The 14,842-nt window shown below is 64.8% G+C and carries 12 protein-coding genes; 7 read left to right on the top strand and 5 right to left on the bottom strand.

The window, feature by feature from the left end; all coding sequences use genetic code 11:
• Positions 1-3: 3 nt before the first annotated feature.
• Both AC1D75_RS20940 and AC1D75_RS20945 read right to left on the bottom strand, forming a co-directional pair.
• Positions 4-621 (bottom strand): response regulator, encoded by a 618-nt coding sequence (locus AC1D75_RS20940; protein WP_495517250.1) that lies wholly within the window; start codon positions 619-621, stop codon positions 4-6.
• On the bottom strand, positions 618-1,787 hold the full coding sequence (locus AC1D75_RS20945) for a sensor histidine kinase (RefSeq protein ID WP_495517251.1): 1,170 nt from the start codon (positions 1,785-1,787) through the stop codon (positions 618-620). The genes AC1D75_RS20940 and AC1D75_RS20945 overlap by 4 nt, the downstream gene beginning before the upstream one ends.
• A gap of 162 nt (positions 1,788-1,949) precedes the next feature.
• Here AC1D75_RS20945 and AC1D75_RS20950 point away from each other — a divergent pair, with 162 nt between their 5' ends.
• Both AC1D75_RS20950 and AC1D75_RS20955 read left to right on the top strand, forming a co-directional pair.
• The gene (locus AC1D75_RS20950; protein ID WP_495517671.1) at positions 1,950-2,999 is read left to right on the top strand and encodes an ABC transporter permease; all 1,050 of its coding nucleotides are present in this window, start codon (positions 1,950-1,952) and stop codon (positions 2,997-2,999) included.
• A complete protein-coding gene (locus AC1D75_RS20955) occupies positions 2,996-3,757 on the top strand; it encodes an ABC transporter ATP-binding protein (RefSeq protein ID WP_495517252.1) in 762 nt (253 codons plus the stop codon). Before AC1D75_RS20950 ends, AC1D75_RS20955 begins: the two co-directional genes overlap by 4 nt.
• Here AC1D75_RS20955 and AC1D75_RS20960 read toward each other — a convergent pair.
• Complete coding sequence (locus tag AC1D75_RS20960; protein WP_495517253.1) at positions 3,744-4,640, bottom strand: IclR family transcriptional regulator; 897 nt, start codon at positions 4,638-4,640, stop codon at positions 3,744-3,746. The two genes, AC1D75_RS20955 and AC1D75_RS20960, sit on opposite strands and share 14 nt — an antisense overlap.
• A 70-nt stretch (positions 4,641-4,710) precedes the next feature.
• Between AC1D75_RS20960 and cysD the strand changes: the two genes are divergently transcribed.
• The 3 genes from cysD to AC1D75_RS20975 are packed head-to-tail and all read left to right on the top strand — an operon-like array spanning position 4,711 to position 8,308.
• Positions 4,711-5,625 (top strand): sulfate adenylyltransferase subunit CysD, encoded by a 915-nt coding sequence (gene cysD, locus AC1D75_RS20965; RefSeq protein ID WP_495517254.1) that lies wholly within the window; start codon positions 4,711-4,713, stop codon positions 5,623-5,625.
• The gene (gene cysC, locus AC1D75_RS20970; protein ID WP_495517255.1) at positions 5,625-7,508 is read left to right on the top strand and encodes an adenylyl-sulfate kinase; all 1,884 of its coding nucleotides are present in this window, start codon (positions 5,625-5,627) and stop codon (positions 7,506-7,508) included. The genes cysD and cysC overlap by 1 nt, the downstream gene beginning before the upstream one ends.
• Complete coding sequence (locus AC1D75_RS20975; protein ID WP_495517256.1) at positions 7,505-8,308, top strand: 3'(2'),5'-bisphosphate nucleotidase CysQ; 804 nt, start codon at positions 7,505-7,507, stop codon at positions 8,306-8,308. Before cysC ends, AC1D75_RS20975 begins: the two co-directional genes overlap by 4 nt.
• 4 nt (positions 8,309-8,312) lie before the next feature.
• Here AC1D75_RS20975 and eccA read toward each other — a convergent pair whose 3' ends face one another.
• A complete protein-coding gene (gene eccA / locus AC1D75_RS20980; RefSeq protein ID WP_495517257.1) occupies positions 8,313-10,133 on the bottom strand; it encodes a type VII secretion AAA-ATPase EccA in 1,821 nt (606 codons plus the stop codon).
• 165 nt (positions 10,134-10,298) lie between these two features.
• Here eccA and purL point away from each other — a divergent pair, with 165 nt between their 5' ends.
• Positions 10,299-12,578 (top strand): phosphoribosylformylglycinamidine synthase subunit PurL, encoded by a 2,280-nt coding sequence (gene purL, locus AC1D75_RS20985; RefSeq protein ID WP_495517258.1) that lies wholly within the window; start codon positions 10,299-10,301, stop codon positions 12,576-12,578.
• 119 nt (positions 12,579-12,697) lie between these two features.
• On the top strand, positions 12,698-13,777 hold the full coding sequence (locus AC1D75_RS20990) for an NAD(P)H-dependent amine dehydrogenase family protein (RefSeq protein WP_495517259.1): 1,080 nt from the start codon (positions 12,698-12,700) through the stop codon (positions 13,775-13,777).
• Positions 13,778-13,789: 12 nt separating this feature from the next.
• Here the strand turns inward: AC1D75_RS20990 and AC1D75_RS20995 are convergent, their stop codons facing one another.
• Positions 13,790-14,815, bottom strand: a complete 1,026-nt coding sequence (locus AC1D75_RS20995) for an NAD-dependent epimerase/dehydratase family protein (RefSeq protein ID WP_495517260.1) — start codon at positions 14,813-14,815, stop codon at positions 13,790-13,792.
• Between the last annotated feature and the right edge of the window lie 27 nt (positions 14,816-14,842).

Below are 14,842 nucleotides of genomic sequence, written 5' to 3' on the forward strand. Positions count from 1 at the left end.
GAGTCAGATGGCTCCCATTTCTCGGGCGCGCGCCACTGCTGAGGTCCGAGAATTGACGCCGAGTTTCGCGTAGATGTGGACCAGGTGGGTTTTGATGGTCGTCTCGCTGAGATACAGCGATTTACCGATGGCCCGGTTCGACATCCCCGACTCGACGAGTCGGAGGACTTCGATCTCCCTGGGACTCAACGACGACTCGGGTTTGCGAACCCGCGTCATGAGTTTGGATGCGACGGCGGGCGACAAGACACTCTGGCCAACCGCAGCGGTCCGAACCGCAGCGAGTAGTTCAGCAGGCGGGGTGTCTTTGAGAAGATAGCCGCAGGCACCGGCTTCGATGGCGTTGAGGATGTCGCTGTCGGTGTCATAGTTGGTCACCACCAACACATGTGGCGCGTTCGGCAGCCTGCGGAGGGCTGCGGTGGCTTCAACGCCCGACGTGCCGGCGCCGAATCTCAGATCCATCAGGACCAGATCGACGTCGGTGGTGGTGCAGTAGGCGATCGCGGCGTCTGCAGTGGCCACCTCACCCACGACGTCGATGTCATCGCTGTCTTCGAGGATCGCGCGCAGGCCTGCCCGCACGATCGCGTGGTCGTCGGCCAACAACAATCGGATCATCGCGTCATCTTGACCGAGGCGATCGGAAACGAGACCGCCAGTGCGGTGTGCCCGGGCTCGGACTCCAGATCGAGTGAACCGTGAAGCTGCTGCACTCGACGCCGTATTGCATTGAGACCAAACGATTCTGACGGGTCCTGATCGAGTATTCGCACATCGAATCCGATCCCGTCGTCCACGACGTCGAGTGACACCACGTCGTCACTGTAGGTCAGCGTGACCTGGACCCTTCTCGCCTGCGCGTGCTGCACCACGTTTGCCATCGCGCTCTGAGTGATCCGCACCAGCGCCGCCTCGATCGGCATCGGTAATTGCACGGCCTCGCCTTCGACGAGGGTGTGCACATCAAGGGTCTCCGACTGTGCTCCGGCACAGATCCGCCGCACTGCCGACCCCAATGACTGCCCCTCCAGCGCTGCCGGAGTGAGTTCGGCGATGAGCTGACGGGTTTCGGCGAGACTGTCGGCAGCGACCTCGCGGGCCATCTGGATTTTTTGGACCGCAGGGTGCTGCGGGTCGGCCCGTTCGGCGGCGTGTAGCAGCAATTGGATGCTGCTCAGCCCCTGCGCGACGGTGTCGTGGATGTCTTGGGCCAACCGCTCACGTTCTGCCAGCGTTCCGGAGGCGCGTTCCTGGGCGGCGAGAACTTCCCGAGTGGCGACGAGTTCGTCGATCAGTCGTTGCCGTTCCTTGGCCTCGCGATACAGCGTCCGGTAGGCCACGCCGATGACAACGGCGACGCAGGCCCCGATCACCGGACCGACAACACCGGCAACAGACCAGCCCCGATGCACCCCGGTGCTGATGATCGCCAGGGCAGTGGCCGCGGCGACCGCGAGCAGATTCCACCGCGGGGGCAGGACCCGCAGATACAGAAAGAACAGTCCGAACACGATGTAGGCGGCATCGGGTGTCAGCACGATCAGGACCAGCCACAACAGCGTCAGGATGGCGATCCACACCCCTCGTCCCCGTCGCTGCAACCGGACCACGACGCCGACGAGATACGTACTGAGGAACCCGAGCGTGAGGACGATCACCGCCACCGGATGCGGCTCGTCGAGGAGCAGCGCGCGCAGAACGACCACCATGCTCAGCGCGACGATCAGCGCATGCAGCGAGGTCTGCAGGCCCGCGAACACCGGGGTCAGGGACGAATGACGCACGTCTTCGAGCGTAAACAACCAGCACCCCTGCGCATCCATCAAAAGAAGTAGCCGCGGTCGATCGTTCGACGTGCGCGGACCGGCGCTTCCGTGCGATGGCGGCGGTGCCCACCGCGGCCACGATGAGTTCAAGGCCGCAACAAGGTGGCGTCGATGAAAGGAATGCTCGTGTTCGTCGCTCTACGGGACCTGCGCGCCGCGCGCGGCAGGTTCGTGCTGATCACCCTCGTCGTCCTGATGGTGGCCGTGCTGACCAGTTTTCTCAGCGGCCTGACTGCCGGGCTACGCCATCAGAACGTATCGGCCATCGAGGCGATCACCGCTCAAACGGTGGTCTTCGCAGGCGGTGAAACGGATCCGTCTTTCGACGATTCCAGCGTGTCCACTGATCAGATCGCCGCCTGGGAACGGGCCGGTGGTGAGGTAGACCCGATCGGGATCAGTCGCGCCAAGGCAATGTCCGACGGCGGATCGACGGCAACCGTGGCATTGATCGGGGCCGACTCCGGATTCACCGGCCGCGCGCCGACCACGCCCCACACCGTGGCCCTGAGCGAACCCGCGGCGTCAGATCTCGACGCCGAAGTCGGGGACACGGTCACGTTTGGCGGCGAGGACTTCGTCGTCAGCGCGGTCCGCGGCGACGACTGGTTCAGCCACAGCCCGGTGATCTGGATCGGTCTGGCCGAGTGGCAGGCGTTGAACCAAACCGCAGGCGCCACGGTTCTCGCGGTGTCGGGGATCTCGAACACCGACGCAGTGGACCGGGTCGCCGGAACGACGTCCACGAGTGTGTCGGATTCAGTGCAGGCGATTGGTTCGTACAAATCCGAGAACATGTCCTTGACGTTGATGACCGTGATGCTCTTTGCGATCTCAGCCCTGGTGATCGGTGCGTTCTTCACGGTCTGGACCATTCAGCGGACCCCGGACATCGCAGTTCTCAAAGCACTGGGTGCCAGTACCGGTTCCCTCGTTCGCGATGCACTGGGCCAGGCGTTGATCGTCCTCGTCGTGGGGGTCGGCGCAGGACTGGCCATCACGGTGGCGGCCGGTCAGGTCATGGGCGACGCGGTCCCGTTTGTCGTCGACATGTCCACCACCGTCGTGCCGGCGGCGGCCCTCGTCGGACTCGGACTGATCGGCGCCGGGTTTGCGCTCCGTTTCGTGTCCACCACCGATCCACTCACTGCCCTGGGGAGTACCCGATGAACATCGCACTCGACATCGAACACGTCACGCTCACCTTCGCTGACGGACAAAATCACCGAGTCACCGCGCTCGACGACGTATCGCTCCGTCTAAACCGCGGCGAGATAGCCGCCGTCACCGGTCCCTCGGGCTCAGGAAAATCGAGTCTGCTGGCGGTGGCCTCGACACTCATCCGCCCTGAGAGTGGTCGCGTCCTCCTGCGTACCGGCGAAAGTCGGACCGATATCACCGAGCTCTCCCGTCGAGATGCTGCGGTGGTGCGGCGCAACGAGATCGGATTCGTGTTCCAGCAGCCGAACCTGGTGTCGTCGCTGACCGCACTCGAACAGCTCGAGGTGACCGCGCGTCTGGGACAGTCCCTGGTGGTGCCCCGTGGTCGCCGGCGGGAGACGCGGGATCGTGCGATGGAATTGCTGGACGCGGTCGGGCTGGCCGACCACCGAAACAAGAAGCCCGGACAGCTATCCGGTGGCCAGCGGCAGCGCGTCAATCTCGCCCGAGCCCTGATGAACAACCCTGGGCTGCTCATGGTGGACGAACCCACCAGTGCCCTGGACCAAGAACGCGGCGCCGCCATCATCGACCTGATCGTGGATGTGGTCCGCGACCACCAGGCGGCCACACTGCTGGTCACTCACGATCGAACCCACTTCGCGAAGATGGATTCGGTCTATCAGGTGGTCGACGGTGTGCTCACCGATGCATCGGCGTCGATGGGTGCCGGTGCAAGTGGTGACACCCTTCTCAGGCCCTGTTGAGGCCGTGACGGGTGTGCGCTTCCCCGACGCGGCCGGCGGCGCAGGTGACCGCTTTTCCGATCTGCTGCAGTTCTTCGGCAGACATCTCACGGTCGGGCACGGCGACGATCGACGCGACCACGGCGCCGGTCTCGTCGAAGATGGGTGCGCCGATGGTGACCACGGCAACCTGTCCGACCGTTTCGTCTGCCAGGTAGTCGATGGTGGTCAGTTCGGTGAGAAGGCCGTCGACCCGTGACCGCAACGAGTCGGACACCGGCGAATTGCGCAGGGATGCAAGGGTGTCGACCATCTGCGCATGGTCCGGTGTCAAACGTTCGACCGCGTAACCGCGATCGCGGATGGTGTCGAGGACGTCGCGAAGTCGGCCGCGGGCCTGCGCGGGTGCGGCGTCGAGCCAACGCTGGACCTCATCTTCAGGTGACCATGCGACGAACTCCCGGCAGACGGTGGGGCGCAGGGTGATGCGACGGCCGGGCCGGATCCACTCGAGTCCAGGGGTGCCGACAACGTCGGTCACCGTGATCGATTCGCCGGTGCGCTCGGCAACGAAGGCCGGCATGTCGAGAGCCTCGGCCATGTCGCGGGCCGCGGAGGCCGCGAGCCGTCGCATCGGGAATCCGCGTTCGGTATGCCGGACAAGCGCCACGAATCCGGCACTGATGCTGAAATTGCCGTCCTGGCGGGTCACCCAGCCGTCGTTGGTGAGCTGCGCGAGAACCGCGTGGGAGGTGGCCCGCGAAAACCCGGTGCGCCGGACGATCTCGGCCAGCGAAAGGGGCGTGTCGATGCTGTCCGCCAGCACTTCGATGGTTCGCACCACGCGCTGTGTCGGTGGAGAGGGTTGACCGGCGCCCTTGCCGTCACCTACCGTCGATGTCATATTGTCGGACGTTAGTGTCGAATATTCGACAAGTCAAGTTCTCGGAGCACCTCGACGAAGGGTCATCCTGATGGTGAGCACGAGGTACGAACTCACACACCTCGCCGCGCTCGAAGCGGAGTCGGTCCACATATTCCGCGAGGTCGCGGCCACCGCGCAGCGCCCGGTCTTGCTGTTCTCCGCGGGCAAGGACTCGGTGGTGATGTTCCACCTCGCCCGCAAAGCCTTCTGGCCGGCGCCGGTTCCGTTCCCGTTGATGCATGTCGACACCGGCCACAACTTCGACGAGCTGATCGACTACCGGGATCGAGTGGTCGAAGAAACCGGCGTCCGGCTGATTGTTTCGCGCGTGCAGGACGACATCGATTCCGGACGGGTGGTCGAAGCGACGGGCCCGGGCGCCAGTCGTAACCGGCTGCAGACCGCCGCATTGCTCCGCGGTATCGGAGAAAACAAGTTCGACACCGTCTTCGGTGGGGCACGTCGAGACGAAGAGAAGGCCCGCGCCAAGGAGCGGGTGTTCAGTTTCCGTGACGAATTCGGTGCGTGGGATCCGCGCGCCCAGCGGCCCGAGTTGTGGAACCTCTACAACGGTCGCCATCACAAGGGTGAGCACATCCGGATCTTCCCGCTGAGCAACTGGACCGAACTCGACATCTGGCAGTACATCGCCGCCGAGGAGATCGAGCTGCCGAGTATCTACTACTCGCATCGGCGCGACGTGGTGTCCCGAGATGGAATGCTCTTGGCCAGAACGCAATTCCTGGAATTGGGACCGGGGGAAAAGGTTCACACCGAGCAGGTGCGATTCCGGACCGTCGGAGATGCCACCTGTACCGGTTGCGTACTCAGTGATGCGGCAACGGTCCACCAGGTCATCGACGAGATCGCCGCGACCAGGCTGACCGAGCGCGGTGCGACCCGGGCCGATGACCGCATTTCTGAATCCGGCATGGAAGATCGCAAAAGGGAGGGTTACTTCTGATGACTGTCGACCATGAGGCGCTTGCTGCCGGAACCGCAGTCGGCGGTCGAAAAGCATTGCTGCGCTTGGCCACCGCCGGCAGTGTAGATGACGGGAAGTCGACCCTCATCGGACGATTGCTCTACGATTCCAAGAGCATCTTCACCGATCAGATGGAGTCCATCGAACGGACCAGCGCTGCGCGCGGTGACGAATACGCGGATCTGGCGCTGCTGACCGACGGGCTGCGTGCCGAGCGTGAGCAGGGCATCACGATCGACGTCGCCTACCGCTACTTCGCAACGCCCAAGCGGAAATTCATCATCGCCGACACGCCGGGACACGTGCAGTACACCCGGAACATGGTGACCGGGGCGTCCAACGCGGATGTGGCCTTGATCCTCATCGACGCCCGTAAGGGTGTTCTCGAACAGACCCGCCGCCACGCGTTCTTGTCATCGTTGCTCGGCGTCGCGCATGTGGTGCTGTGCGTGAACAAGATGGACCTGGTCGATTGGTCCGAAGAGCGGTTCGCGACGATCCGTGACGAGTTTTCCGCGTTTGCCACCAAGCTCGACGTCACCGACCTCAGCTTCATCCCGGTCTCGGCGCTCCGCGGTGACAACGTGGTTGATGCGTCCGCGAATATGCCCTGGTACCAGGGTGGTTCACTGCTCTCACACCTCGAGGACGTCCACGTCGCCTCCGATCACAACCTCATCGACGCGCGCTTTCCCGTGCAATACGTCATCCGGCCACAACTCGGTGACGGCACGGACCATCGCAGCTACGCGGGCACGATCGCCAGCGGTACTTTCAAACCCGGCGACGAGGTCGTGGCACTGCCCGGTGGGTTCACCACCACGGTGTCGGAGATCTGGGGTCCGGGTGGAACAAAGATCGATGAGGCTTTCGCGCCGATGGCGGTGTCGATCTCGCTGGCCGACGACATCGACATCAGCCGCGGCGAGATGTTGGCCCGCCCGGGCAACCGGCCTCACGTCGGCCGCGACATCGACGCGATGGTCTGTTGGTTCTCGGAGGACACCACACTGAAACCCGGTAACCGATACACGCTGCAGAGCGCCACACGTGAGACGAAAGCGGTCATCGGTGACCTCACGTACCGCCTCGATGTGAACTCGCTGCATCGAGACGGAAACGCGCAAGCGCTGCAGCTCAACGAGATAGGGCGGGTCACGGTGCGCACTGCGCAACCGATGATGTTCGACTCCTATCGTCAGCATCGCGACACCGGTAGCTTCATCCTGGTGGATGAGGCGACGAACAAGACGGTCGGCGCCGGAATGATCAACGGTCCGGTGAGCCGTGATTCCCATGTGGTCTGGCACAGTTCATCGGTCACGCGGCAGCAGCGGGCCCACCAGGGTGCCACGCTCTGGCTGACCGGCCTCTCTGGTGCCGGCAAATCGTCCATAGCAGTGGAATTGGAGCGATCCATGGTCGCCGAGGGCCGGCCCGCCTATCTGATGGACGGGGACAATCTGCGCCACGGTCTCAACTCCGACCTCGGTTTCGGCGACGACGATCGCCGGGAGAACATCCGCCGGACCGCAGAGGTCGCCGCGCTGTTCGCCGACTCCGGAGCGGTGGCCATCGTGTCATTGATCAGTCCGTTTTCGGCGGAACGGCAGCGGGCCAAAGAGATTCACGCGCAGCGCGGGATCCCGTTCTACGAGGTGTTCATCGATACACCCCTCGATCTGTGCGAGCAACGTGATCCCAAGGGTTTGTACGCCAAGGCGCGGCGCGGTGAGGTGCCGCATTTCACCGGGATCAGCTCACCGTACGAGCGTCCGGCCGATCCGGATGTGGTCATCACCCCGACCGACGGTGCGCCAAGGGACGTTGCCGAGTCGATTCGCCGTAGCCTGGGCGTGTGACTGTGAACCCGAAGGACCTGGAGTTGGCCGGTCGGTTGGCCACTGCCGCCGGCGAGTTGTTGCTCGACCTGCGTGCCACATCGGGATTGACCGGCAAAGAGCTCGGCAACGCCGGCGATTTCCAGGCGAATGTGCTCTTGCTGAAACAGTTGGCACACGAACGTCCCGGCGACGCGGTGCTGTCCGAGGAATCGTTCGATGACCTGGCCCGTCTCGACGCCGACCGGGTGTGGATCATCGATCCGGTCGACGGCACCCGCGAGTACGGCACCGAGGGCCATAACGACTGGGCCGTACATGTTGCGCTCTGGGAGCGCGGAGATGGAGCCGGAGGCGGAACTCGACCGTCAGACAGTCTGGGCCTGACCGTGGGCGCGGTGGCGTTGCCTGCGCTGGGGGTGACGTACGTCAACGACGGTCAGCCCATCGCGCCTGTGGTCGGCCTGGCCGCGACGCCGCGTGGGGATGTCCCGCGAGTGGTGGTGAGCGGGTCGCGTCCGCCGGCTTTCTCGGAGGATGTCGCAGCGGCCGTTGGTGGTGAACTTCTGTCGATGGGTTCTGCCGGCGCCAAGGCGATGGCGGTGGTCCGGGGTGAGGCCGATGCGTACGTTCACGCCGGTGGCCAGTACGAGTGGGATTCGGCGGCTCCGGTGGCGGTGGCGAAGTCGCAGGGGCTGTGGTGCAGCAGGACCGATGGGCTTGCCCTGCAGTACAACCAGCGCGACGTCTATCTGCCGGACCTGGTGATCTGTCGGCCCGAGCTGGCCGAGACAATCCTCGAGGTCACCCGCCGGGGCTGAGCACTCAGCCCGGCCTGCGCTGGAGGGAGCGCAGCACGTTCTCCAGCGCGGCCTGGATGTCGGCGACCTCGATCCGCATGAGCGCATCGTCGTCGAGGTCGGCCAGGTCGATCTCGCCGCTGGTCAGGCGATGTTCGCGTTCTTCCTCGGCGCTCTCCACGACGTTGCGCACAAACCGGCCGTTGCCTGCCAGGTCGATGGAACGGCGTCCGGCCCCGGATTGGTCTGTTTGGATCTGGTGATAGAGCGGGCCGCAGGCGAACTCGAGTTCCTGCAGTGCCTCCGGGCTGAGCAGCGAATCCCGCTTCCGGGCAAGCAATTCGGCGATGCCGGCCAGTTCGGTCGGGCTGTAGGAGTCGAACCGGATGCGTTTGGCGAAGCGGGACGACATGCCCTCGTTGGCGTTCAGCAGTCGATCGATCTCGGCGTCGTAGCCGGCGATGATGACAACGAGCCGGTCGCGGTCGTCTTCCATCCGGGCGAGCAAGGTGTCGACGGCTTCACGTCCGAACGCGTCACCGCCGGACAGGCCGCTCTGGACCAAGGTGTAGGCCTCGTCGATGAACAGGACACCGTCCATCGCCCGATCGATCACCTCCGAGGTTTTGATCGCCGTGCTGCCGAGATGTTCGCCGACCAGATCGCGCCGTGAAACCTGCACCACCGCATCAGTTTTGATCAAGCCGAGTCCGCAGTAGATCTTCGCCACGATGCGGGCGATGGTGGTCTTGCCGGTTCCGGGTGGACCGGTGAATGCCAGATGCAGGCTGCGAGGTCCGGTCGCGAGTCCTTTGTCGGCGCGGATCTTGGCCAGCTTTGCAGCGGACTTGAGTTTGGCGACTTGGGTTTTGACGGACTCCAGTCCGATCTGTTCGTCGAGTTCGGCCTGGGCGGTCGCCAGCAATCCCGGGTCGCCGCCGCCGCCGGAGCCGGGGACCGGTGAGTCGGGCACAGACGCCGGATCCCACTTGTCGGTGCGTGCGTCGATCTCTTCGGCAGTGTTGATCACCAGCCGGAATCGTGGATCGGACAGGGCCTTGGTGTTGGCCGCGAACGACGGGTCGCGGGAGTAGACGGCCTCGAACCGTTCGCGCGCGGCTGTTTCGGAGCCCTGCTCACGCAGTGCCAGGCCGTGGGTGAACATCGCCGCGGTGGCCGCCGATGGGATCGGGCCTTCCTGGGCGGCCTCGAGCCGCCGGACACCTTCGGTGAACAAACCCATCTGCACGCACGCCGAACCGGCCATGAGATCGGCTCCGGCGTTCATGTAGGCGTCGGACCACGAGGCCGACTCGGACAGCGACGTCAGGACGTCGGGCCACCGCTGGGTCTTGAAGTGCAGGCTGGCCCGGAGGTAGTCGATGATGGGCGCGCGGCCGGCCACGGTGGCGGCCGCCTCGTCGAGCGCGTCCTCGGCGCCTTGATGGTCGGCGCCCGCGATGAGGGTGGCGGCGTAGGCGGTGATGGCCTCGGTCCGGTCGGCCAGTGGATAGTCGATGTACAAGCCGGTCGAAAAGCGTCCCGACAGTGTGCGGGCGGGCAGGCCGAGTCGTCGCTGCTGCGCACCGAGAGTCGCGCGGGTCCGGTACAGCTGCAAGATCACGGCGGGGGAGTTGTCCCCGCAGGCGAGCCGTCCGAGCCAGGCGTCGGCGAGTGTCGGGTCCCATTCGGTGGCCCGGGTGAACGCGAGTGTGGCCTTGTCCCGGTCGGGCGGGTACTGCTCGGTGTCGACCGGGATGCCGAGGCTGAGCACCCCGAAGTCGAACAACTGGCGTGCTTTGGCGACGGCCGAGCGAGAGCCCGGTGTAGTTGCCCTGTCAGTCATGATGACCCCCGTGTCCCCCCCGGCGCGCCACCCCCGGCGCGCGAGGCACAGACTACCCGGCGCCCGGCTGGTTCGGGTCCGCCAGACCACCGGGAACCGTGCCGACGGCAGGCCCTCGGAGGCGGCGTGGTCAGCGGCCGGTCCGGCACCACCTAGACTGTTCTCGTGAGTGCAGACCTAGATACCGTTTCTGTCGCCGCCGATACCCCCGATCAGTCGCAGCCATATCGTGAGCTGGGCTTGAAGGATGATGAGTATCAGCGGATCCGCGAAATCCTTGGTCGCCGTCCGACCGCCGCCGAATTGGCGATGTACTCGGTGATGTGGTCCGAGCATTGCTCGTACAAGTCATCCAAGGTGCACCTGCGCTACTTCGGCGAGACCACGACCGACGAGATGCGGTCGTCGATGCTCGCCGGGATCGGTGAGAACGCCGGTGTTGTCGACATCGGTGACGGCTGGGCGGTCACGTTCAAGGTCGAATCGCACAACCATCCGTCGTACGTCGAGCCGTATCAGGGTGCCGCGACCGGTGTCGGTGGCATCGTCCGCGACATCATGGCGATGGGTGCCCGTCCGATCGCGGTCATGGATCAGCTCCGCTTCGGTGCGGCCGATGCCCCCGACACCCGCCGGGTGGTCGACGGTGTGGTCCGCGGTGTCGGTGGTTACGGCAACTCCCTCGGCCTCCCCAACATCGGCGGCGAGACGGTCTTCGACGCGTCGTACGCGGGCAACCCGTTGGTCAACGCACTCTGTGCCGGCGTCATGCGCGTCGAAGATCTACACCTGGCGTTCGCGTCGGGTGCAGGCAACCGGATCATCCTGTTCGGCGCCCGGACCGGTCTCGACGGCATCGGCGGTGTGTCCGTCCTTGCGTCGGAGACGTTCGACGACAGTGCTGGTGGCCGACCGAAGAAGCTTCCCGCGGTCCAGGTGGGCGACCCGTTCACCGAGAAGGTGCTGATCGAGTGCTGCCTCGACCTCTACAAGGCCGGCATCGTCATCGGTATCCAGGATCTCGGTGGCGCCGGACTGTCCTGCGCGACCTCGGAATTGGCTGCGGCCGGCGACGGTGGCATGCACATCGAACTCGAAAAGGTGCCCATGCGGGCCACCGGCATGACCCCGGCCGAGGTCCTCTCCAGCGAATCGCAGGAGCGGATGTGCGCGGTGGTCGCCCCCGAGAACGTCGCGGCGTTCATGGAGGTCTGCCGTAAGTGGGACGTGTTGGCCACCGATATCGGTCACGTCACCGACGGCGAACATCTCGAGATCACCTGGCACGGCGAAACCGTGGTCGACGTGCCGCCGCGCACCGTGGCACACGACGGACCGGTCTACGAGCGTCCGGTTACCCGTCCGGATTGGCAAGACGATGTGATCGCTTCGAGCACAAAAGACCTCAAGCGTCCGGTCTCGCCGGATGAGTTGCGGGCCACCCTGCTGGAGATGATCTCGTCACCGGCTCTGTGTAGTCGCCGGTTCATCACCGAGCAGTACGACCGCTACGTCCGCGGCAACACCGTGCTGGCCGAGAATGCCGACTCCGGAATGATTCGCATCGACGAATCCACCGGTCGCGGAATCGCTTTGGCAACCGACGCCTCCGGTCGGTACACCTACCTCGATCCGTACCGCGGTGCGCAGCTGGCGCTGGCCGAGGCCTACCGCAACGTCGTGGTCAGTGGCGCCACCCCCAAGGCCGTCACCAACTGCCTCAACTTCGGTTCGCCCGAGGACCCGGCGGTGATGTGGCAGTTCCAGCAGGCCGTCCGCGGTTTGGCCGACGGCTGTGCGCAACTGGGCATCCCGGTCTGCGGTGGCAACGTCAGCTTCTACAACCAGACCGGTGCCACGGCGATCCTGCCCACCCCGGTTGTCGGTGTCCTGGGAGTGATCGACGATGTCCGTCGGCGGATCCCGACCGGCTTCGGAACCGAAATCGGCGAGACGCTGATCCTGCTGGGTGACACGCACGACGAGTTCGACGGATCGATCTGGTCGCAGGTCGCGCACGATCATCTGGGTGGCACGCCGCCGGCCGTCGACCTCGAACGTGAGCGACTGCTGGGCGAAATCCTCACCGCCGCATCGCGCGACGGCCTGGTGTCGGCCGCGCATGACCTGTCCGAGGGTGGCCTCGCCCAGACCGTGATCGAGGCCGCGCTGGCGGGCGAGACCGGATGCCGGATCGTGTTGCCCGAGGGTGCCGATCCGTTTGTCTGGCTGTTCTCCGAGTCGACCGGCCGAGTGCTGGTCGCTGTGCCGCGCTCCGAAGAGGTCCGCTTCTGCGGCATGCTCGATGCCCGGCAGATGCCGTGGACCCGCATCGGTGTCGTCGATCAGGGCAGCGACTCCGTCGAGGTCCAGGATGCCTTCACCGTGCCGCTCACCGAGCTGCGTGAGGCCTTCGAGGGAACCCTCCCCAAGCTCTTCTCCTGACCCGATAGTGTGCCCTTTTGGCGGTCCCCACCTGGGGTTTTGTTCGCCAAAAGGGCACATTTTCGGTTGTGGGCAGGCTAGGGTGAACGCGTTCTAGTTCCTGCGTTCGGAGGTCTGTGGTGTCGTTGCGTGTTGTGGTGTGGTCCACCGGAACCATCGGAAAGCTGGCGATAGCGGGGGTTCTGGCCCGCCCTGAGCTCGAATTGGTCGGGGTATGGGTGTCGAACCCGGACAAGGTCGGCAAGGACGTCGGCGAACTGGCCGGACTCGGCCGAGACCTCGGTATCGCGGCCACTGATGACAAAGAAGCGCTGCTGGCGCTGCGGCCCGATTGCATCGTGCATGGCGCGATGACCGACGACCGCATCATGGAAGCGATCGACGATCTGATCGGGTTCCTCGACGCCGGGATCAATGTGGTCTCCTCCGGTCCGGTTGCGTTGGTGTACCCCGACGGTGTGCTGCCGGCCGAGCTCAACGAGCGCATCCGCAGTGCGGCCCGCGGTGGCAATGCCACTTTGCACGTAAACGGCATCGATCCGGGTTTCGCCAATGATGTTCTGCCACTGGCGATGACGTCGCTCTCGAAGCGGATCGACGAGCTGCGCGTTGCCGAGATCGCCGACTATGCGACGTACTACCAGCCGATGACCATGACCGAGCTGTTTGGCTTCGGCAAACCGATGGACGCCCAGTCGATGCTGTGGATGCCGGGAGTTCTGTCGCTGGCCTGGGGGCCGGTTGTGCGACAACTCGCGGCCGGCCTCGACGTCACCCTCGACGAGCCGCTGGTGGAGAAGATCGACCGTCGTCCGGCGGAGAGTGACTACGACATCGCCTCGTGCCACATCGCCAAAGACACCATGGCCGCAGTGCGTTTCGAGGTGATCGGGACGGTGAACGGAGTGCCGCGCATCGTCCTCGAACACGTCACCCGGACACAGCGCGATGCTCAGCCCGAATGGCCGAGCCCGGGCAACGGCGATGGCTGCTACCGCATCGAGATCAAAGGCGACCCGGTGATGACCGTCGACTTCGTGCACCACGGTGAGAACGGTGATCACAACGATTCCGGAATGCTGGTCACCGCAATGCGTTTGGTGAACGCGGTGGAAGCCGTGGTGAACGCTCCGCCCGGACTTCTCACCGCGATCGACCTCCCGCAGATCACCGGTCGCGGATTGGTGACCAAGGACTGAATGACCGGGGTGTCAGGCGAAGGCTTTCGTCCGTCGCGGCACCGCGATCGGCCGGCGCCGCTGGAGTTGTCCGGCGCTGACGAGGAAGTCGGCGTAGTCGCGCATCGTTGTGGCGACAGTTCTTGGTGCATAACCCAATTCGGAGCGAGCCTTCGTTCCGTCGACCACGGGCTGAGCCTCTAGTGAACCAAGTGCAGCCTTGGATACGAGGTCCGAGCCGAACAGTTTGCAGATCGGTTCGGCCACGGGCAGGATCGCCTGCACCCAGCCCATCGGGAACGCGAGAGCCGGACCACGGCGCCCGGCTTCGCGAGCCACCATCCGAAATGCTTCGATCATCTCGACCATTTCGCCGGTCAGCAGGTAGTTTTCGCCGCAGACACCGCGTTCGCCGGCCAGGATCAGCCCGGCAGCGACATCTCGGACGTCGACCAGATCGAAGCCACCGGTGATGAGTGCGGGAACACGGCCACGCGCAGAGTCGCGGAGCATCCCGTTGATTCGTGAATACGGCGCATGATCGGCGGGACCGTACACCGCGGTGGGGTTGCAGATGACGGCGTCGAGACCGCGGGCGATGACCCGGTGCAATTCCTGCTCGCCTGCCCACTTGGAGCGGTCGTACACCGGCAGTGCCGGATCGTTGGAGCGGCCGGACGACTCGTTGATCTGTCCACCGCAGAGGTATTGGTCGAACGAATGGATCGAACTGCAGTGCACCATCCGCCGAACTCCGGCTTCGAGCGCGGCTTCGGCGACATTGCGGACGCCCTCGGTGTTGATGCGCCAGGCGTTTTCGTCGTTGTGGCGCAGGGTGATGACCGCAACCAGGTGATAGACGACGTCGACACCGTCGAACGCCGTGGTCAAGGCCTCCGGATCGAGGATGTCGGCGCTGACCCATTCGACGCCTGCGATGTCCGGAGCTGTGGCCGGGCGGTGTCGATCGATGGCCACCACGGTGTCGCCGCGGGTGACCAACTGGTCGAGGAGATTACGACCAACAAACCCGGCGGCGCCGGTCACAGCAACTTTCATCAGGATCACTTTCGCTTGAGTGGCTAC

It is taken from the genome of Williamsia sp. Y712 (genome assembly GCF_059445525.1).

Excerpts from the sequence above, each read along its gene's own strand:
- cysC (WP_495517255.1), top strand. The coding sequence starts at position 5,625 with ATGACTGTCGACCATGAGGCGCTTGCTGCCGGAACCGCAGTCGGCGGT.
- AC1D75_RS20995 (WP_495517260.1), bottom strand. The coding sequence starts at position 14,815 with ATGAAAGTTGCTGTGACCGGCGCCGCCGGGTTTGTTGGTCGTAATCTC.
- AC1D75_RS20950 (WP_495517671.1), top strand. The coding sequence starts at position 1,950 with ATGCTCGTGTTCGTCGCTCTACGGGACCTGCGCGCCGCGCGCGGCAGG.
- AC1D75_RS20960 (WP_495517253.1), bottom strand. The coding sequence starts at position 4,640 with ATGACATCGACGGTAGGTGACGGCAAGGGCGCCGGTCAACCCTCTCCA.
- eccA (WP_495517257.1), bottom strand. The coding sequence starts at position 10,133 with ATGACTGACAGGGCAACTACACCGGGCTCTCGCTCGGCCGTCGCCAAA.
- cysD (WP_495517254.1), top strand. The coding sequence starts at position 4,711 with ATGGTGAGCACGAGGTACGAACTCACACACCTCGCCGCGCTCGAAGCG.
- AC1D75_RS20955 (WP_495517252.1), top strand. The coding sequence starts at position 2,996 with ATGAACATCGCACTCGACATCGAACACGTCACGCTCACCTTCGCTGAC.
- AC1D75_RS20940 (WP_495517250.1), bottom strand. The coding sequence starts at position 621 with ATGATCCGATTGTTGTTGGCCGACGACCACGCGATCGTGCGGGCAGGC.